The 17,781-nt window shown below is 63.1% G+C and carries 15 protein-coding genes; 8 read left to right on the forward strand and 7 right to left on the reverse strand.

Going from position 1 to position 17,781, the window contains the following annotated elements:
- The 4 genes from BLT09_RS24235 to BLT09_RS24250 are packed head-to-tail and all read left to right on the forward strand — an operon-like array spanning window position 1 to window position 4,724.
- A complete protein-coding gene (locus tag BLT09_RS24235; RefSeq protein ID WP_091597678.1) occupies window positions 1–723 on the forward strand; it encodes an ATP-binding cassette domain-containing protein in 723 nt (240 codons plus the stop codon).
- An 8-nt stretch (window positions 724–731) separates the two neighbouring features.
- The gene (locus tag BLT09_RS24240; protein ID WP_091597680.1) at window positions 732–1,583 is read left to right on the forward strand and encodes an ABC transporter substrate-binding protein; all 852 of its coding nucleotides are present in this window, start codon (window positions 732–734) and stop codon (window positions 1,581–1,583) included.
- A gap of 50 nt (window positions 1,584–1,633) precedes the next feature.
- Window positions 1,634–2,755, forward strand: coding sequence for a molybdopterin-binding protein (locus tag BLT09_RS24245; RefSeq protein WP_329608812.1), 1,122 nt, complete (start codon window positions 1,634–1,636; stop codon window positions 2,753–2,755).
- A 7-nt stretch (window positions 2,756–2,762) separates the two neighbouring features.
- Window positions 2,763–4,724, forward strand: a complete 1,962-nt coding sequence (locus tag BLT09_RS24250) for a molybdopterin biosynthesis protein (protein WP_091597685.1) — start codon at window positions 2,763–2,765, stop codon at window positions 4,722–4,724.
- A 10-nt stretch (window positions 4,725–4,734) separates the two neighbouring features.
- Here BLT09_RS24250 and mobA read toward each other — a convergent pair whose 3' ends face one another.
- Together mobA and fdhD are read right to left on the reverse strand one after the other, a co-directional pair.
- Window positions 4,735–5,382 carry a molybdenum cofactor guanylyltransferase MobA gene (mobA, locus tag BLT09_RS24255; RefSeq protein WP_236473697.1) on the reverse strand — a complete coding sequence of 216 codons (648 nt, stop codon included), beginning with the start codon at window positions 5,380–5,382 and terminating at the stop codon, window positions 4,735–4,737.
- Entirely contained in the window at window positions 5,372–6,262 is an 891-nt protein-coding gene (gene fdhD, locus BLT09_RS24260) for a formate dehydrogenase accessory sulfurtransferase FdhD (RefSeq protein ID WP_091597691.1), read from the reverse strand. The genes mobA and fdhD overlap by 11 nt, the downstream gene beginning before the upstream one ends.
- 181 nt (window positions 6,263–6,443) lie before the next feature.
- Between fdhD and BLT09_RS24265 the strand changes: the two genes are divergently transcribed.
- The 4 genes from BLT09_RS24265 to fdhF all read left to right on the forward strand — a co-directional run bounded on the left by BLT09_RS24265 (window position 6,444) and on the right by fdhF (window position 12,742).
- Window positions 6,444–7,700: a molybdopterin molybdotransferase MoeA gene (locus tag BLT09_RS24265; protein WP_091597694.1), complete on the forward strand. Its 1,257-nt coding sequence runs from the start codon at window positions 6,444–6,446 to the stop codon at window positions 7,698–7,700.
- A gap of 130 nt (window positions 7,701–7,830) precedes the next feature.
- A complete protein-coding gene (locus BLT09_RS24270; protein ID WP_031254334.1) occupies window positions 7,831–8,070 on the forward strand; it encodes a sulfurtransferase TusA family protein in 240 nt (79 codons plus the stop codon).
- Window positions 8,071–8,277: 207 nt separating this feature from the next.
- Window positions 8,278–9,951, forward strand: coding sequence for an NADH-ubiquinone oxidoreductase-F iron-sulfur binding region domain-containing protein (locus BLT09_RS24275; RefSeq protein ID WP_091597697.1), 1,674 nt, complete (start codon window positions 8,278–8,280; stop codon window positions 9,949–9,951).
- A gap of 1 nt (window position 9,952) precedes the next feature.
- Window positions 9,953–12,742, forward strand: a complete 2,790-nt coding sequence (gene fdhF / locus BLT09_RS24280; RefSeq protein ID WP_091597700.1) for a formate dehydrogenase subunit alpha — start codon at window positions 9,953–9,955, stop codon at window positions 12,740–12,742.
- A 64-nt stretch (window positions 12,743–12,806) separates the two neighbouring features.
- On the opposite strand, the gene BLT09_RS24285 is transcribed toward fdhF, so the two are convergent.
- The 5 genes from BLT09_RS24285 to BLT09_RS24305 form a co-directional block, all read right to left on the reverse strand.
- Window positions 12,807–13,556, reverse strand: a complete 750-nt coding sequence (locus BLT09_RS24285) for a ribonuclease activity regulator RraA (RefSeq protein WP_091597703.1) — start codon at window positions 13,554–13,556, stop codon at window positions 12,807–12,809.
- Between the two features lie 23 nt (window positions 13,557–13,579).
- Window positions 13,580–14,743 (reverse strand): mandelate racemase/muconate lactonizing enzyme family protein, encoded by a 1,164-nt coding sequence (locus tag BLT09_RS24290; RefSeq protein WP_091597706.1) that lies wholly within the window; start codon window positions 14,741–14,743, stop codon window positions 13,580–13,582.
- 66 nt (window positions 14,744–14,809) lie between these two features.
- Window positions 14,810–15,907 carry an ABC transporter ATP-binding protein gene (locus BLT09_RS24295; protein ID WP_091597709.1) on the reverse strand — a complete coding sequence of 366 codons (1,098 nt, stop codon included), beginning with the start codon at window positions 15,905–15,907 and terminating at the stop codon, window positions 14,810–14,812.
- A 10-nt stretch (window positions 15,908–15,917) separates the two neighbouring features.
- A complete protein-coding gene (locus BLT09_RS24300) occupies window positions 15,918–16,808 on the reverse strand; it encodes a carbohydrate ABC transporter permease (protein WP_023797625.1) in 891 nt (296 codons plus the stop codon).
- Window positions 16,805–17,764, reverse strand: coding sequence for a carbohydrate ABC transporter permease (locus tag BLT09_RS24305; protein ID WP_091597712.1), 960 nt, complete (start codon window positions 17,762–17,764; stop codon window positions 16,805–16,807). Before BLT09_RS24305 ends, BLT09_RS24300 begins: the two co-directional genes overlap by 4 nt.
- Window positions 17,765–17,781 lie beyond the last annotated feature (17 nt).

Consider the following 17,781-nt stretch of genomic DNA (forward strand, 5'->3'; position numbering starts at 1 on the left):
ATGCGGGCCGCGCTGACCGACCTTCCTCTCATTCTGGACCGCGTCTCGCTCAGCGCCGGCGCCACGACTATGCTGGACCGCCTGAACCTGGCGATTACTCCCGGTGCGCCGACACTCGTGCTCGGTCCCAATGGCGCGGGCAAGACATCACTGCTTCGGGTTTGCATGGGACTTGCCGCGCCTTCCGCAGGAACTGTGAGTTGGGGTGGGCGCACCGATCGGGGGCTCGGGCGCCGGGCAATGCTGCTCCAGAAACCGGTGATGCTGCGCCGCTCCGTCGCCGCCAACGTGGCCTACGGACTGGCGCAAGCTGGTTGTCCGCGCCATCGTCGCGCGGCACGTACCGAGGAACTTCTCGATCGTGTGGGCCTTTTGGGCCTGGCGGCGCGACCTGCGCGGCGCTTGTCTGGCGGCGAGCAACAGCGCGTGGCGCTTGCCCGCGCACTGGCGCGCGAACCCGAGATCCTGCTGCTCGATGAACCCACCGCCAGCCTTGATCCCGCTGCAACCCGCCATGTCGAGGAGATCATCCTGATGGCCTCCCAATCGGGCGCCAAGATCGTCATGGCTTCGCACGATCTCGGCCAGGTGCGCCGGCTTGCGGGAGATGTCGTCTTCCTCGTTCGCGGCCGACTGTGCGAGCACGCCAGCGCCGGTGATTTTTTCGATCGCCCCGCATCCGCAGAAGCTGCAGTCTTCATCCATGGGGAGCTTGTTCTTTGATCGCGGAAATGGAGCTTCCAGTGCTGAACCGTCGACTGTTTACCGCAATTGTGGTCATCTTGACTTTCCTCGCCTCCAGCGGCGCATCGGCCAGCGCACAGGAACAGTCGATCGTCGTGGCCTCGACGACCTCGACACGGGATTCCGGCCTTTTCGACCACATACTGCCGTTGTTCACCACAAGGACTGGCATCGAGGTGAGGGTGGTCGCGCAGGGAACCGGCCAGGCCCTTGACGCCGGCCGCCGGGGAGACGCAGACGTGGTCTTCGTTCATGCCAGGGAGCAGGAGGAGAAATTCGTCGAGCAAGGTTTTGGCGTGAAACGCTTCGATGTGATGTACAATGATTTCGTCCTGATCGGTCCCAAAGGCGACCCGGCCGGCATCAAGGGTTCGCCGGATATCGCACTCGCCTTGACATCGATCCAGCGAAAGAAAGCCGCTTTTGTTTCCCGCGGCGACAAATCCGGAACGCACATTGCAGAACTCGGACTCTGGAAGGCGGCAGGTGTCGACATCGCGGCGGTGAGGGAGCCCTGGTACAAGGAGATAGGGCAGGGCATGGGCGCTGCCCTCAACACAGCCAGCGCCATGGATGCCTATGTGCTTTCCGATCGCGCCACATGGCTGGCGTTCAAGAACCGCGGCGAACTGGAGATCGTGGTCGAAGGCGATAAAAGGCTGTTCAACCAGTACGGTGTCATCCTGGTGAATCCCGCGAGGCACCCGAGCGTCAAGGCTGAACCCGGCCAACGCTTCATAGATTGGCTGATCTCGCCTGAAGGACAGCAGGCGATCGGCGAGTACAACATTGACGGCCAGCAACTGTTCTTCCCGAACGCTGAGCAGAAGCGCTCCTGAAGTCGGTTGCAAAGCGGTTCGCATCTGCCCCATCATCGGACATGATGAGAATGCAGCCTTCCGTCGGCGCGCTGACCGGTCTCGAAGCGGCTCTCGCCGCACTCCTCGACGGAGTGGAACCGGTTGCGCCCACTCTTTTGCCGCTTGACCAGACGCTTGGGAAGATCGGCGCCGCCATGCCGCCCCTGGCACGCGCGCAGCCCATCCGCGACACGGCAAGGACAGACGGCTGGGCGTGCCGCGCGCTCGATCTTGCTGGTGCGTCGGCCTATTCGCCGCTGCCGCTGATGGCAATGCCGGTCTGGATAGAGGCAGGCGGCGCCATGCCGGAGGGATGCGATTGCGTTCTCGATGCCGATCTCATCGATTGCAGCGGCCCGATGCCCCAGGCGCTCGATGAAGCGGCACCGGGCCAAGGCGTGCGACGCGCCGGCGAGGACATGGCGGCGGGCCGACCGCTCATCATTGCAGGGGACAGGCTGTCGGCCGCTGACCTCCTGACAGTGCGAAGCGCAGGGATTGGTGAAATTGCGGTGCGGATGCCGCAGGTGCGCCTGATCGATGTCGCCGCCCCGACGAGCGATACTTTCACGGCGCATTTTATCGCCGACCTTGCAAGAGCCTCTGGCGCGACCGTATTCGATATCGAAACGGTTGCGCGCGACGCCAGATCCGTCGCCCAGGCGCTTGGCAATGCAGCCGGCGATTTGATCATCCTGATTGGAGGCACTGGTGCGGGGCGCGCCGACGCTACAGTTGACGCGCTTGCCGCGCGTGGGGCGCTCGTCGCCCACAACATAGCGCTGCAGCCCGGCCGAACCGCGGCGATCGGCCGGCTCGTCGGGGTCCCGATCATTGCTCTGCCCGGCGCGCCCGATCAGGCCTTTGCCGGCTTTCTGGCGCTTGTTCAGCCGGCTATCGATCGCCTGACGGGCAGGAGCGCCCCGCGACAGACGGTCCTGGCACTGGAGCGAAAAATCTCCTCCACGGTCGGACTGGCCGAGATCGTCCTGCTGAAGCAGGAACAAGACAGATGGCGGCCGCTTGCGACAGGCGATTTTTCGCTGGAGGCGATCCGCCTGGCGGATGCATGGCTTGCCATTCCAGGGGGCAGTGAGGGTTGGGCCGCGGGAACACCTGTCGGCGCCTTTGTGTTCGACGATCCCAGATGAGTCGGTGATGACCAGATCCACCCGCCCAGATACCGGCCAGGAGCATACCGGCCAGGAGCAGTTTCTGACGGTCCTGTCGCGCGACGAGGCGCTCGCCCGTTTCGAAGCCGCGCTATTTCCCAGGACGATCCCGACCGAAGAACTGATGCTGGCGGATGCGCTTGGGCTGGCGCTTGCCGATGATGTCACGGCTCCGATCGACGTGCCGCCCTTCGACCGTTCGAACGTCGATGGTTTTGCCGTGCGCGCCGCCGACATGGCCACCGCATCGGAGGCGCTTCCTGCCAGGCTCCTGCTCAACCGCGAAACTATCGCCTGCGGTGTCGCCCCGCAAATCCCTGTGCTCGCAGGCACCGCCACCTCGATCTCGACGGGCGGGCCGGTGCCGCGCGGCGCCGATGCCATCGTCATGGTGGAGCACACGCAACCGGCCGAAGACGATGCCATCGAGGTCAGGCGCGGAGCCTCGCCCGGCCAGTTCATCTCGCATGCCGGATCCGATATTGCCCGCGGTGAGGTTCTGCTGCGCGCCGGAACGGTGATCGGCTCGCGTGAAATCGGCATGCTTGCCGCCTGCGGAATTGCGCTGGTGACGGTGGCGCGCAAGCTGCGCGTGGCGGTTTTGTCGACCGGCGACGAACTTGTCCAACCGGGCGACACCCTGCGGCCCGCCGGCATTTACGACGCCAATGGCGCAATCGTCAGCGCCGCGATAACTGAAAATGGCGGCCAGGCGAGCTTTCTCGGCGCCTATCCGGATGACGAACCCACGCTGGAAGCCGCCATGCGCGAGGCGCTGGCGGCGCATGACGTGCTGATAGTGTCGGGCGGGACGTCCAAGGGCGCGGGTGATGTCAGCCACCGCATCGTGAACCGTCTCGGCGCGCCCGGCATCGTTGCCCATGGCGTGGCGCTGAAGCCGGGAAAACCACTTTGCCTCGCCGTTTGCGACGGCAAGCCGGTCGTCGTGCTGCCGGGATTTCCGACTTCGGCCATGTTCACTTTCCACGACATGATCGTTCCCGTGCTGCGCCGCATGGCGGGCCTGCCGCCTCGGACCGAAGCGAAGGTCGCGGCAAAGGTTCCACTGCGCATTCAGTCCGAACTCGGCCGCACGGAGTTCGTGATGGTGTCGCTGGTCGAGGGTGAGCAGGGGCTGGTCGCCTATCCCACCGGCAAGGGCTCGGGGGCGATAACGTCCTTTGCCCAGGCGGACGGCTTCATCAGCATCGAAGCTTTGGCCGACAATATGCCTGCCGGAAGCGAGGCGTCGGTGACGCTGTTCACACCGCACGTGCGTGTTCCCGATCTCGTGGTGATCGGCAGCAACTGCACCGGCCTGGATATTGTCGTGGGGATTCTGTTTCGCGCCGGCCTGACGGTGCGGTCCCTCGCGGTCGGGAGCCTGGGCGGCCTGGCCGCGGCCAAGCGGGGAGAGTGCGATATCGCGCCCATCCACCTCTTCGACACCAGGACGCAAAGCTACAATGCGCCGTTCCTGAGCGAAGGCCTCGAACTCGTGCAGGGATGGCGACGCATGCAGGGCATCGTCTACCGCCCGGGCGACGTGCGCTTCCAGGCGACCGACCCAGAGGAGGCGGTGCGAGCCGCACTCGCCGATCCCAATTGCATGATGGTCAACCGCAACCAGGGCTCGGGTACGCGCATCCTGATCGACCAACTGCTTGGTCCGGCGCGTCCCGACGGATATTGGAACCAGCCCCGCTCGCACAATGCCGTCGCGGCGGCCGTCGCACAGAACCGAGCGGACTGGGGCGTCACCATTGCGCCGGTGGCGGGCTCAGCCGGGCTCGGTTTCATTGCGCTGAAGGAAGAGCATTATGATTTCGCGCTGGTCTCTGCCCGCAAAGAGCGACCCGCGGTGCAGGCCTTCCTTAACGCGCTCGCTTCGCCTGAATTCAAAGAGGGGATCGAGCGCATGGGTTTTACCCGACCTGGCCAAGTGTGAGATATCCGGGTTAAGGGTCGGCAAGGTGCCCAACCAGCCGTTCGGCCTCGGCAAAATCTTCGACCGTGTTGACATTGAAGAAGGGATCCACCGGCTTGTCCGGCCAGGACGCGGTGGCAACCTGGTAGCGAGCCGTCCACAGGTCGATCTTGCGAACGCCCTCTTCGACGAGCGCATGGCGTAACGCATCGCGCATCGCCACTTGCCACAGCCCGATGACAGGATGCGTCCGGCCCGCTGACATCGCCACCGCCAGATCCGCAGCTTTCGCCATGCGCGCCCGATGCAGCCGTTCGACGAGGTCGCGCGGCATGAAAGGACAGTCCGCTGCGACGCTGACGATCCATTCGACATCGGGCCTGTTCGCCGCCGTCCAGTCGAGGCCCGCAAGCACGCCGGCAAGCGGCCCCGGATAGTTTTCGACCGGGTCGGCGACGACTGGAAGGCGAAAGCGGGCGAAGCGGGCAGGGTCGCCATTGGCGTTCAGCAAGAGCCCGTCGCATTGCGGGCCGAGGCGCTCGAGGACACGATCGAGGATGGTGGTTCCGTCGATCCGACGCATGGATTTGTCGCCACCGCCCATGCGCCGGGCGAGCCCCCCGGCGAGAACGACGCCCAGGGTCGGCACCTTCTCATTCGCCATCGGCTCATTCGCCATCGGCAGCTCCCTTGCGTCTGTGACGCGGTGCTTCCTCGTCGACGGAAGCGAGGTCCTGGTCGAAGACGATGCGGTCCGCGCCCGATAGCACGGCGAACCGCTTGCCGCGCGCCCGACCGACCAGCGTCAGGCCGGCCTGACGCGCCAGATCTACTCCCCAGGCGGTGAAACCCGAGCGCGAGACGAGGATCGGAATGCCCATTCGAACCGTCTTGATCGTCATTTCCGACGTCAGCCTGCCCGTCGTGTAAAGGATCTTGTCAGCGGCATCGATGCCCTGGCGATACATCCAGCCGGCGATCTTGTCGACGGCGTTGTGGCGCCCGACGTCCTCCATGTAGCAGATCGGCGTGCCTTCCTTGCAAAGGACGCAGCCATGAATCGCGCCCGCTTCAAGATAGAGCGACGGCGTCGTGTTGATCGTGCGGGTCATTTGGTAAAGCCAGGAGGTGTGCAGCGCGGCTGGCGGCAGAGTGATATCGAGCGCCTCGAGAAGATCGCCGAAAGCGGTCCCCTGCGCGCAGCCTGAAGTCTGCGTCCGTTTTCTAAGCTTCTGCTCGTAATTTGTGTTGCGCTCGGTACGAACGACCACGACCTGCACGTCGTCGTCATAGTCGACTTCGGTTACGACGTCGTCGGATTTGAGCATGTTCTGATTGAGCAGGTAGCCCAGCGCCAGATATTCGGGATAGTCGCCGATCGTCATCATCGTGACGATCTCCTGGGCGTTCAGATAGAGCGTCAGCGGGCGTTCAACGGGGACGCGGATTTGAATAGCGGCGCCCGTATGATCGATGCCGCTGACCTGTTCGGTCAATCGGATGTCATCCGGGCTCGGCATGATGATGGCGGGGTCTGGTCTGGTTTTCATCTGCTGCATGGCGCTCTCTTGAAATTGCAATCCCGCTCGCCGGAGTGGACGCGTTACCTTCGGCTTGACCTGCACTATATAGCCTGTTCAAACCGATGCCGGTCCACAAAAGCGCGCACAGGCGCAGACTGGGCTTGCCGGATGGCGCCGAGCTGCCGGCTCGGCCAGATCCATAGAGGCTGAAGGCTCGATGGCGCAACTTTCAGATGACTGCTTCGCTTTCGGCGGCCCGATGCGATCGCTCGATGATACAGCCGCACTGATTGTTTCACGGCTGACCGTTGTCGACGAGACCGAAACCGTCCAGCTGGCGATTGCCGATGGGCGCGTCCTGGCGAGTGATCTGGTGGCGCCGCTGGCCCTGCCGCCTTTCACCAACTCAGCCGTCGACGGCTATGCACTGCGCGGCGACGACCTGCCGGGAACCGTTGAAAAAACCTTGCCGGTGAGCGGCAGGATCCAGGCTGGGATGGCGCCGGATCGGCACGCCGCGCCCGGACAAGCCATACGCATCTTCACCGGCGCTCCGCTGCCGGAGGGGGCAGATACGGTCTACATGCAGGAAGATGTCCGTGTCGACGATACCGGCAGGGTCATTCTTCCGCCCGGCCTGAAAAGAGGAGCCAACGTGCGGCCGGCGGGCGAGGACGTCGCAGCAGGCAAGGTGGTCCTGCAGGCCGGCCAGCGCATGCGCCCGCAGGATGTTGCGCTCGCCGCGGCGCTCGGCATGACGCAGATCGATGTGCGGCGCAAAGTTCGCGTCGCGATCTTCTCGACCGGCAACGAGATCGTCGCGCCGGGACAGGTCCGGGGACCGGCCCAGCTTTTCGATTCGAACCGCTTCATGCTGATGGCCATGCTGGCAAGATTGGGCTGCGAGACCACCGATTTGGGCATTCTGATCGACGACAGCAGGCTGATCGCGGATGTGCTGAGCGAGGCTGCGCCAGGGCAGGACCTGATCCTGGCGTCCGGCGGGGTCTCGACCGGGGAGGCCGACTGCGTCAAGGCCGCCGTCGAGAGTGTGGGCACCCTGGTCTTCTGGCGGGTGGCCATAAAACCCGGCCGCCCAGTAGCCATGGGGGTGATCCGGGGAACAGCCTTCATTGGGCTGCCCGGCAATCCGGTGGCGAGCTTCGTCACATTCGCCCATATTGCGCGCGCCGCGATCCTTGCACTGGCCGGCGCACGGCAGCAGCCACCAATTTCGAGGCCGGTGCGGGCCGCCTTCTCCTACCGCAAAAAGCCGGGGCGACGCGAATATGTGCGGGTAAGCCTGCGTGGGACGCAGGATGGCACATATGAAGCCGTCAAATTCCCGCGCGAGGGCGCTGGCATGCTGTCTTCTTTGGTTCAAACGCACGGCCTTGTCGAACTCGGCGAGGAAATAGCCGAGGTCGAGCCGGGCCAGACCGTTCAGTTCCTTGCCTATTCGGACCTGTATTGACGAACGCCGTCGAGCCGGTGGGCATGCAGTATGCCAAAATGCGGTGCGACGCCTGGCCGCTCTCAACTGCAGTATACCCTGGGTCGGCGACCGTTGACGACCGGTAAGCGGTCCGCCATGGTGCGCCACCATGACGACGAGACAGCTCGATCTGACGGGATTGAAATGTCCCTTGCCGGCGCTGAAAACCCGCAAGGCGCTCAGCGGCATAAGCCCAGGCGAGCGCCTTGAGGTCCGTTGCACCGATCCGCTGGCAGCCATAGACATTCCCAATCTGATCAACGAAATGGGCGACCGCCTGGAGGCGATGCAACGGCAGGGAGACCACATCGTTTTCTTGATCGAGAAGGCGCAAGCTGCCCCGGTATAGGCCGTGCGACAAATCAGGGCGCAGATCAGTTCTGTCGCGGCGCCCCGGCCATGCTAAAATTGTCAAACCGGCATTTGGTTCAACTTGTCTGCCAAGTCGATTTGTGTGCCAAGTCCTTGATCCAAGGTGCGCCGGGCTGAGGGAACTCACAACCACATTGGTGGCGGGAGCCGCCTTCCTCAGACGAAGGGTCCGGGAGGAGAGAGGATGACAATGCAGCAACGGCGATCTCCCGATCGCGGACCCAAAGGGCGGGCGCTGGATGATGTTGCCCTGGCCGAGGTCCGGGAACTTCTTGGCCATCGCGAACGGCGCCGGGATCTGTTGATCGAATTCCTGCATCTGATCCAGGACCGCTACGGTTGTCTGTCGGCCGCGCATCTGCGCGCGCTTGCCGAAGACATGCGCCTGTCCCAGGTGGAGGTTTACGAGGTCGCGACCTTCTACGACCATTTCGATATCGTCAGGGAAGGCGAGGCGAGACCCGCGCCGCTGACAATCCGGGTGTGCGAATCGATAAGCTGCATGCTGGCGGGCGCCGAACACCTGATTGGCGAACTGGCCGCCAAGGCCGACCCAAACACAGTCCGCGTCATGCGTGCGCCCTGCATGGGCCGCTGCGCCGCAGCGCCCGCGGCGCGCATTGGCGACCGTGAGGTCGACCAAGCCAGCAGCCATATCCTTATCGATCTGGCTCGCTCGGGCGATACGAAAGTTGTCGTACCCGATTATGTTGGCCTCGATGCCTATCGTGCCGCTGGCGGCTATCAGCTTCTCCGGAAGGTGAAGGCGGGCGAGACCGGCATTGACGCCATCATCGAGATCATGGAGCACGCCGGTCTGCGCGGTCTCGGCGGCGCCGGCTTTCCGGCCGGCAAGAAATGGAACTTCGTGCGCGGCTATCCAGGGCCGCGGCTGATGTCGATCAATGGCGACGAAGGCGAGCCTGGCACTTTCAAGGACCGCATCTATCTCGAAAAGGATCCGCACCGCACCTTCGAAGGCGCGCTTATCGCCGCCCATGCGGTCGAGGCCGAGCGCATTTATTTCTACATGCGCGACGAATATCCGGCCGTGCTCGCCATTTTGCGCGCCGAGATCGCGGCGCTCGAGGCAGCCGGCATCGTCAAGCCCGGTTTCATCGACCTTCGGCGCGGCGCCGGCGCCTATATTTGCGGCGAGGAAAGCGCGATGCTGGAAAGCATCGAGGGCAAGCGCGGCATGCCCCGCCACCGGCCTCCCTATATTGCCGAAGTCGGACTTTTCGGACGCCCGACACTCAACCACAATGTCGAGACGCTGTGGTGGATTCGCGACATCGTCGAGAAGGGACCCGAATGGTTCGCCGCGCAGGGCAAGCCCGGCCATCAGGGAATTCGCTCCTGGTCGGTTTCCGGGCATGTGAAGGAGCCGGGTGTCAAGCTGGCCCCGGCTGGCGTCACCGTGCGCGAACTGATCGAGGATTATTGCGGCGGCATGGCAGACGGGCATGAATTCAAGGCCTATCTGCCAGGTGGAGCCTCGGGCGGCATCCTTCCGGCGTCGATGGGCGACATTGAACTCGATTTCGGCGGCGAACTCGCCAAACAGGGCGCCTTTGTCGGCTCACATGCTGTGGTCGTGCTTTCGCAAGCCGACAACATCAGGGATGTGACCCTCAATCTCATGAATTTCTTCAAACACGAGAGTTGCGGGAAATGCACGCCGTGCCGGGAGGGAACCGAAAAGCTGGTAACGCTCTTGAAAGAGAAGGGCGTGCCGGATGAGACGGCGATGCGCGACCTTGAAACAGTGATGCGCGATTCCTCCATTTGCGGTCTCGGCCAGGCGGCGCCCAATCCGGTCAATCACCTTTTGACGCATTTTAGGGATGATCTTTGAAATGGCAGATGGCGTCATATTCACCCTCGACGGCAAGATGGTCACAGCCGCTGACGACGAGACGATCTGGGACGTTGCAAAGCGCGAAGGCACCAGGATACCGCATCTGTGCCATGTCGACATGCCCGGCTATCGGCCAGACGGCAATTGCCGCGCCTGCATGGTCGATGTCGAGGGCGAACGGGTGCTTGCCGCCTCCTGTATCCGCAAGCCTTCCGCCGGAATGGTGGTGAAGACGGATACCGAACGGGCTACGAAATCGCGCCAGATGGTGTTCGAGCTTCTCGCCAGCAACATGCGGCCGGCGGCCGACGGTCCGGATCAGCAGTCGATGTTCTGGCAGTGGGCTGGTTCGATGGGCATTTCCGGCGCTCGCTACAGCTCGAAATTTGCCACCGATGATGTCCGGCCAGAATTCGACATCACCAATCCCGCCATTGCCGTCAATCTCGACGCCTGCATCACTTGCGGCGCCTGTGTCCGGGCCTGCCGCGAAGTCCAGGTCAACGATGTGCTTGGCATGGCCGAGCGCGGCAACCACTCGCTTCCTGTCTTCGACATGCACGATCCGATGGGCTTGTCGACCTGCGTCACCTGCGGTGAATGCGTCCAGGCCTGCCCGACCGGCGCGCTCTACGAAAAATCGCTGATGGATAATGCAGGCAAGACCCGGGTCATCCAGGAATTCGACAAGGTCGTCGACACGCTGTGCCCGTTCTGCGGCGTCGGTTGCCAGACCAGCGTTGCGGTCAAGGACAACAGAATAGTTCAGGTCGATGGCCGCAATGGCTATGCCAACGAGAACCGGCTCTGCGTCAAGGGTCGTTTCGGCTTCGATTATGCGATGTCGCCTGAACGGCTGACCAAGCCGCTGATCCGCCGCGACGATGCGCCGAAGTCGGGCGATGCCGATATGCGCGGCGTCGATCCGCTGACCGTGTTTCGCGAGGCTAGCTGGGAAGAGGCGCTCGCGCGCGCCGCCGGCGGGCTGAAGACGATCCTCAGGGATTATGGCGGGCAGGCGCTGGCCGGTTTCGGCTCGGCGAAAGGCTCGAACGAAGAGGCCTATCTGTTCCAAAAACTGGTGCGCCAGGGTTTTGGCACCAACAATGTCGACCATTGCACGCGGCTTTGCCACGCATCTTCGGTGGCGGCGCTGATGGAAGGCGTCGGTTCGGGTGCGGTTTCGGCGCCCTTCAACGACGCGCTGAAGGCCGAATGCATCATCGTCATCGGCGCACGGCCGACCACCAACCATCCGGTCGCCGCGACCTATTTCAAGCAGGCGGCCAAGCGCGGCGCCAAGCTGATCGTCATGGACCCGCGCGGCCAGGACCTGATGCGCCATGCATCGCATTCGCTGCGATTCAAGGCTGGCAGCGACGTCGCCCTGCTGAACGCGCTGATCCACGTCATCGTCGAGGAAAAGCTCTACGACGAGCAGTATATCCAGGCCAACGCTTCCGGATTCGAGGCCCTGAAGGCCAAGGTGAAGGATTTTTCGCCCGAGGCGATGGCCGAGGTCTGCGGCGTCGAGGCCAGCGTGCTGCGCGACGTCGCCCGCACCTATGCGACCGCCGAGCGGTCGATCATCTTTTGGGGCATGGGCATTTCCCAGCACACACACGGAACCGATAATGCGCGCTGCCTTATCGCTCTGGCACTGATCACCGGACATGTCGGCCGGCCGGGAACGGGCCTGCACCCACTGCGCGGCCAGAACAACGTGCAGGGCGCATCCGATGCCGGGCTCATCCCGATGTATTTTCCGGACTACAGATCAGTCGAGAATGTCGACATCCGCGGCCAGTACGAGAATTTCTGGGGCCAGACGCTCGACCCGAAACGCGGCCTGACGGTCGTCGAAATCATCGACGCCATCCATGACGGCGAAATCAAGGGCATGTACATATTGGGCGAGAACCCGGCCATGTCCGATCCCGACCAAACCCATGCCCGGCAAGCACTGGCCATGCTCGACCATCTCGTGGTGCAGGACATCTTCCTGACCGAGACCGCCTGGCACGCCGATGTGGTGCTGCCAGCCTCGGCCCATGCCGAAAAGCTCGGCACCTACACCAACACCAACCGGCAGGTGCAGATCGGCCGGCCGGCGCTCGACATGCCGGGCGAAGCCCGCCAGGATTGGGAACTGATAGTCGAACTGGCGAGGCGCATCGGTCTGGACTGGAATTACGGCCATGTCTCGGATGTTTATGCGGAAATGGCGGCCGTGATGCCGTCCTTGAAACATATCTCCTGGGACCGCATCGAACGCGAGGGATCGGTTATTTATCCGGCCGACGGTCCCGACAAGCCTGGCAATGAGATCATCTTCTCGTCCGGATTCCCGACTGCGGACGGACGCGGCCGCATCGTGCCGGCCGATTTGCTGCCGCCTGACGAAGTGCCCGATGAAGAGTTTCCACTGGTGCTCACCACCGGCCGCCTGCTTGAGCATTGGCACACCGGCTCCATGACCCGCCGGGCGGGCGTGCTGGACGCGATCGAGCCACAAGGCATCGCTGCGATGAACCCTTATGAGATCAAGCGGCACGGCCTGCGCCAAGGAGAGATGATTGCGGTCGAGACCCGGCGCGGGACGGTAGACGCCATCCTCCGCGCCGACCGGGAGGTCGCCGACGGCATGGTGTTCATGCCGTTCTGCTTCAACGAAAGTCCGGCCAACATGCTCACCAATCCGATGCTGGACCCCTACGGCAAGATCCCGGAGTTCAAATACTGCGCCGCGCGAATTGCGCCGGCGGCGAGGGCCGAAGCTGCCGAATAAACCAGTACCGCGCGCCATCTGTGAACGGTTGCCAGCTGCCGCCCGCCACGGGGTAATCCATGCGCTAACCGGGGTTCTCCAAGCGGTTTGTTTTGCGCCACTCCTCGTACTCCCCGCGGGCATCGTCATGCAGCGGATAGTAGCGTTGCAACGGCCCGCCCTCCATCAGCTTCACTCGCGAGAACTCCTCCCAATCGTGATGCTTCTGTGATTCTTCGATTACCGCCGGGGCCATTGCGACGGGAAGCACCACCACCCCGTCGTCGTCGGCGACGATGATGTCGCCGGGGATCACCGTGACACCGCCGCAGGCAATCGGAACGTTGACGGCATTGGGATAAATGCTGGTCTGCACATGATAGTTCGGCGTCCAGCCGCGCAGCCATAGAGGCAGATTGAGCTTTTCAACATTGGGCCGGTCACGCATGCATCCATCGATGACGATGCCGGCGCCGCCCCTGCCTTTGAAATACGTCGACATCATATCGCCGAAGACGCCCGAGCTCATGTCGCCGCGCGCGTCGACCACGACCACATCGCCCGCCTGCGCGTGATAAAGCACGTGCCGATGCAGCTGCGTCTCCGGATCGGCATATTCTCCCTCGGTGAAGAGGTCCGGCCGCTGTGGCATGAACTGCAGCGTCAGCGCCGGCCCGACGATCGACTTGCCGTGGTTCTGCGCCACCGGTCCGACCATGTGCGGATTGCGAAACCCCATGTGGCCAAGCGTGCCGGCAACCGTCGCGGCGCCGATCCCGCTCAGCGCGTCGATCAGGTCTTTTGGCGGCCGCGTGATGTCGGGAGCATGTGTCATGATGGACTCCGGTTGAAAGGCAACTACCAGTTCGTAACAGAACCGTCGCGGCGCCTAAGGTGAGGCGCTTCCCAGAAACGAAAGCTCGCCGCCTGGATCGCCGCCTCGTTGACCTCGACGCCGAGCCCCGGCAGATCGCCGACCGGATAGTCGGTCCCGTCAAGCCGTGGTTGCACGGGGAAGAAGTCGGAATTGTCGAAGCCCAGCTTTGTTTCGGGTTCCCTGGTCTCGAGCCACGCGAAGTTGGGTACCGCGGCAGCGAGATGCACGGTCGCGGCCGTGCACACCGGACCAAGGGGATTGTGCGGCATCAGGTCGACATAGTGCGCCTCGCTCCAGCCAGCGACTTTCATCGCCTCGGTAAGCCCGCCGACATTGCAAACATCGAGCCGGTTGAACTGATGAATGCCGCGCTCGATGTAGGGCAGGAACTGCCACTTGCTGGAAAACTCCTCGCCGATGGCAAAGGGGATGTCGGTCATCGTACGCAGCGATTCGTAGGCACCCGGTGTCTCGTCCCGTATCGGCTCCTCGAGGAAATCAAGCACGCCGCGGCCGAGCTTGTTGCAGAAGCTCGCCGCCTCGGCCACCGACAGCCGATGATGATAGTCGATGCCGAGGACGACGTCATCGCCCAGCGCCTCGCGCGCCCTGTTGAGGATACTGGCGGTAGCGCCGATCGACTCGCGCGGCTCGAAGATGTCCCTGCTGTTTTGCCCGGCGGGGAAGAAGCGGATCGCCTGCCACCCCTGTGCGCGCAGCTCGCGGGCTCGTTCGATGGCAGCGTCACCTTCGGCCTCGTCTCCGGTCGAGGCGAAGGTGGGGATGCGGTGGCGCTGCTTGCCGCCTAGCAGCTCGTAGACCGGCACTCCCAGCGCCTTGCCCTTGATGTCGTGAAGGGCGATGTCGATGGCGGAAATCGCCGCCTGCAGAACACGTCCGCCTTCGAAGTACTGGCTGCGATAAAGCTCCTGCCAGATCCGGCCGATCTGCATTGGGTCGCGGCCGATGAGAAACTCGCGATAGTGCTCGACCGCGCCGGCCACCGCCTTCTCGCGACCACTCAAGCCGCTCTCGCCCCAGCCGAAGATGCCCTGGTCGGTCTCGACCTTGACGAGCATCTGGTTGCGCGTTCCTACCCACACTGGATAGGGCTTGATCGCGGTGATTTTAAGCTTCGTAGTCATCCACGCCACGTTCCAAACGCATCCGCCCTGTTTCAGTTGGCGCCCTGTCTCAGTTGGCGCCCTGTCTCAGTCGGCCTTGAGGGCCATTTCGGTTTCGCCGTCGAACAGATGCATCCGCTCCTGGTCGAACTCGAGCCAGATCTGTTCATCGGGGGCGACGGCAATGTTCGGCGGCACGCTGACGTTGACGATGGCGCCGGACAGGAACGCCTGCACGAAGGTGACGTCCCCGGTCGGCTCCACCGTGTAAGCCTTGGCCGGAATGGCACCGGGGACCGCGCTGTTGCGCAACTTGATCGTCGAGTGACGTGCGCCGAGCACGACTTTCCTGGTCGTTGCCCTTGCGACCTTCCGGGCGTTGCGCGGCGAGAGCTCGAAGCTCCAGCCCTCCGCGCTGGTCAACACAGAGTTGCCGTTTGCCGTCGATGCCTGCAGCGGAATAAGGCTCATCGCCGGACTGCCTATGAAGCTGGCGACGAACATGTTGACCGGATGGGCAAAGACCTGCGCCGGTGAATCATATTGCTGCAGGTAGCCGCCGTTCATCACCGCCATCTTGTCGGCCATGGTCACGGCTTCGAGCTGGTCGTGCGTCACATAGATGATCGTCGCCTTGAGGTCTTGGTGGAAGCGCTTGATCTCAGACCGCATCTGCACGCGCAGTTTGGCGTCCAGGTTAGAGAGCGGCTCGTCCATCAGGAACACGGCGGGGTCGCGGACAAGCGCACGGCCGAGCGCCACCCGCTGCTGCTGCCCGCCCGAAAGTTCGCGCGGCCTGCGCTCGAGCAGGTGCGTCATGTCGAGCACTCGCGCCGCTTCCTTGACCTTCTTGTCGATCTCGTCCCTGGGCAGTTTGCGCATCTGCAGCGGGAACGCCAGGTTCTTGTAAACCGATTTCTGCGGATAGAGCGCGTAGTTCTGGAACACCATGGCGATGTCCCGGTCCTTGGGGTCGAGGTCGTTGACCACCCGGTCGCCGATGACGATGTCGCCCGATGTCATCGGGATCAGCCCCGCGACGAGATTGAGCGTGGTTGTCTTGCCGCAGCCTGAAGGGCCGACGAGCGCAACGAACTCGCCGTCATTGACCGTCAGCGACACGTCGTTGACAGCTTTGAAGCTGCCATAGGACTTGACGAGATCTTTGAGGACCACGTAGGCCATCGGCAACTCCCTAGTGCTTGACCGCGCCTTCTGTAAGGGCGCGTACGAAGTATCGTTGCAGGACGAGGAACAGCACGACGACGGGCACGCTCATCATGAAACTGGCCGCCATCAGGCCCGGAAAGTCCGTCGTATTTTCCGAGAAGAAGCGCTGGATGCCGACGGGCAGTGTCAACTGGTCGTTCTTGGTGAGGAAGGTGTAGGCGTAGATGTACTCGTTCCACGCGCCGATGAACGAATAGATCGCGGTGGCGATGATCCCCGGCGTCGAGAGCGGCATCACAATCAAGATGAAGGCCTGGAACCGCGTTGCTCCATCGATGCGCGCCGCCTGCTCGAGCTGCACCGGAATGTTGTCGTAAAAGCCCTTGAGCAACCAGATCGCCAGCGGCAGGCCGAAGGTGAGATAGGTGAGAATCAGCGAGCCATGCGTGTTCATCAACCCGAGCAGGCGCATCAGGATGAACAGCGGCACGAGAAAGATCACCGCCGGGAACATGTTGCGCAGCAGCACGGCAAAAAACAGGAAGTTCCGGCCGGGGAAGCTGAAGCGCGAAAACGCGTAGGCCGCAGGGACGGCGACGATCACCGAGAGGATTGTCGTGACGGTCGACACGAAAAGGCTGTTCCAGAAGAAGCGGAGGAAGTCCTGGCCGACGCTGTTCTGGGGATCGAGCAGCTTCTCGTAGCTGGCGAGGGTAGGTTCGTCCGGCCACCATTGCGGCGGGAATTGCAACGCCGCGAACCCGGACTTGATCGAGGTGATCAGCATCCAGATCATCGGCACCGCGGTGTAAAGCAGCATGAATGCGAGGAAGATGCGCCCGGTCCACCGCCATCCGTCGACGCGCATCCGGCGACGGCTCAGGGCTCGCGGGGCGGTCTCGGCAGTCGTGCTCATGCGCTCCCCTCTTGCCGCTCGTTACCGCTTAGCGCACGGACGTAGAAGTAGCCGAGCGTCATCAGGGTGAGGAACAGGAGCACCGAATAGGCAGATGCCACGCCCCAGCGCTGCCGGCCGAAGGCGAGCTCATAAATGTGGGTGATCCAGATATGCGATGCGTTGGACGGGCCGCCGCCGGTCATGATCCAGGGGATGATGAAGGAATTGAAGTTGGCCACCGCGAGCAGCAGGATCGTCACCGTCGAGACGTTGCGCAAGTGCGGGAAGGTGACGTGCCAGAAGCGCTGCCAGGCGCTGGCGCCGTCGACCTGCGCGGCGCGCAGCAACTGCTCGGGCACGGTCTGCAGGCCGGCCATCATCATGATCATGGCAAACGGAAACTCGCGCCAGATATTGACGACGATCAGGGAAGGCAGAACCGTGTTGACGCTGTCGATGAAATTCGGCGGTCGGTCGGCTAATCCGAGGCCGACCAGCACAGCGCCGATGATCCCGAAGTCCGAATGATAGATCCACTTCCAGATATAGGAGGCGGCGACCGCGCTGATGACCCAGGGAATGATCAGGATTGCGCGCAGCACACCGCGGCCGACAAACTCGCGGTGGAGTGCCAGCGCGGTGGCAAACCCCAGGACAAAGGCAATCAAAGTCGAGCCCAGCGTCCAGATCAGAGTGTTCCAGGTGACTCTCCAGAACACCTCGCTGGTGAGGATGGTCGTGTAGTTGTCGACGCCGATGAAAGTCTTGTCGCGAAGCTGCAGGCCAGGCGGCGTCTTGAAGAACGACAGCTCGATCGTGTAGTAAATCGGATAGGCGATGACGACGAGCATCACGGCGATCGCAGGGAGCACATACGCGTAGTCAGCGCGATGCTCCCATATCTGGCGTAGCACGCCGGACCTGCCGGATTGCAATCTTCGGCGAGCCTCGGCCTTGCCGGTCACGATCGTCACTTTGGCGCGCCCTTATT

Source organism: Mesorhizobium muleiense (assembly GCF_900099905.1).
Classification (GTDB): domain Bacteria; phylum Pseudomonadota; class Alphaproteobacteria; order Rhizobiales; family Rhizobiaceae; genus Mesorhizobium; species Mesorhizobium muleiense.

Coding starts and splice junctions, on each gene's coding strand:
- BLT09_RS24235 (WP_091597678.1), top strand. CDS start 1: ATGCGGGCCGCGCTGACCGACCTTCCTCTCATTCTGGACCGCGTCTCG.
- BLT09_RS24240 (WP_091597680.1), top strand. CDS start 732: ATGGAGCTTCCAGTGCTGAACCGTCGACTGTTTACCGCAATTGTGGTC.
- BLT09_RS24245 (WP_329608812.1), top strand. CDS start 1,634: ATGCAGCCTTCCGTCGGCGCGCTGACCGGTCTCGAAGCGGCTCTCGCC.
- BLT09_RS24250 (WP_091597685.1), top strand. CDS start 2,763: ATGACCAGATCCACCCGCCCAGATACCGGCCAGGAGCATACCGGCCAG.
- mobA (WP_236473697.1), bottom strand. CDS start 5,382: ATGGCGAATGAGCCGATGGCGAATGAGAAGGTGCCGACCCTGGGCGTC.
- fdhD (WP_091597691.1), bottom strand. CDS start 6,262: ATGCAGCAGATGAAAACCAGACCAGACCCCGCCATCATCATGCCGAGC.
- BLT09_RS24265 (WP_091597694.1), top strand. CDS start 6,444: ATGGCGCAACTTTCAGATGACTGCTTCGCTTTCGGCGGCCCGATGCGA.
- BLT09_RS24270 (WP_031254334.1), top strand. CDS start 7,831: ATGACGACGAGACAGCTCGATCTGACGGGATTGAAATGTCCCTTGCCG.
- BLT09_RS24275 (WP_091597697.1), top strand. CDS start 8,278: ATGACAATGCAGCAACGGCGATCTCCCGATCGCGGACCCAAAGGGCGG.
- fdhF (WP_091597700.1), top strand. CDS start 9,953: ATGGCAGATGGCGTCATATTCACCCTCGACGGCAAGATGGTCACAGCC.
- BLT09_RS24285 (WP_091597703.1), bottom strand. CDS start 13,556: ATGACACATGCTCCCGACATCACGCGGCCGCCAAAAGACCTGATCGAC.
- BLT09_RS24290 (WP_091597706.1), bottom strand. CDS start 14,743: ATGACTACGAAGCTTAAAATCACCGCGATCAAGCCCTATCCAGTGTGG.
- BLT09_RS24295 (WP_091597709.1), bottom strand. CDS start 15,907: ATGGCCTACGTGGTCCTCAAAGATCTCGTCAAGTCCTATGGCAGCTTC.
- BLT09_RS24300 (WP_023797625.1), bottom strand. CDS start 16,808: ATGAGCACGACTGCCGAGACCGCCCCGCGAGCCCTGAGCCGTCGCCGG.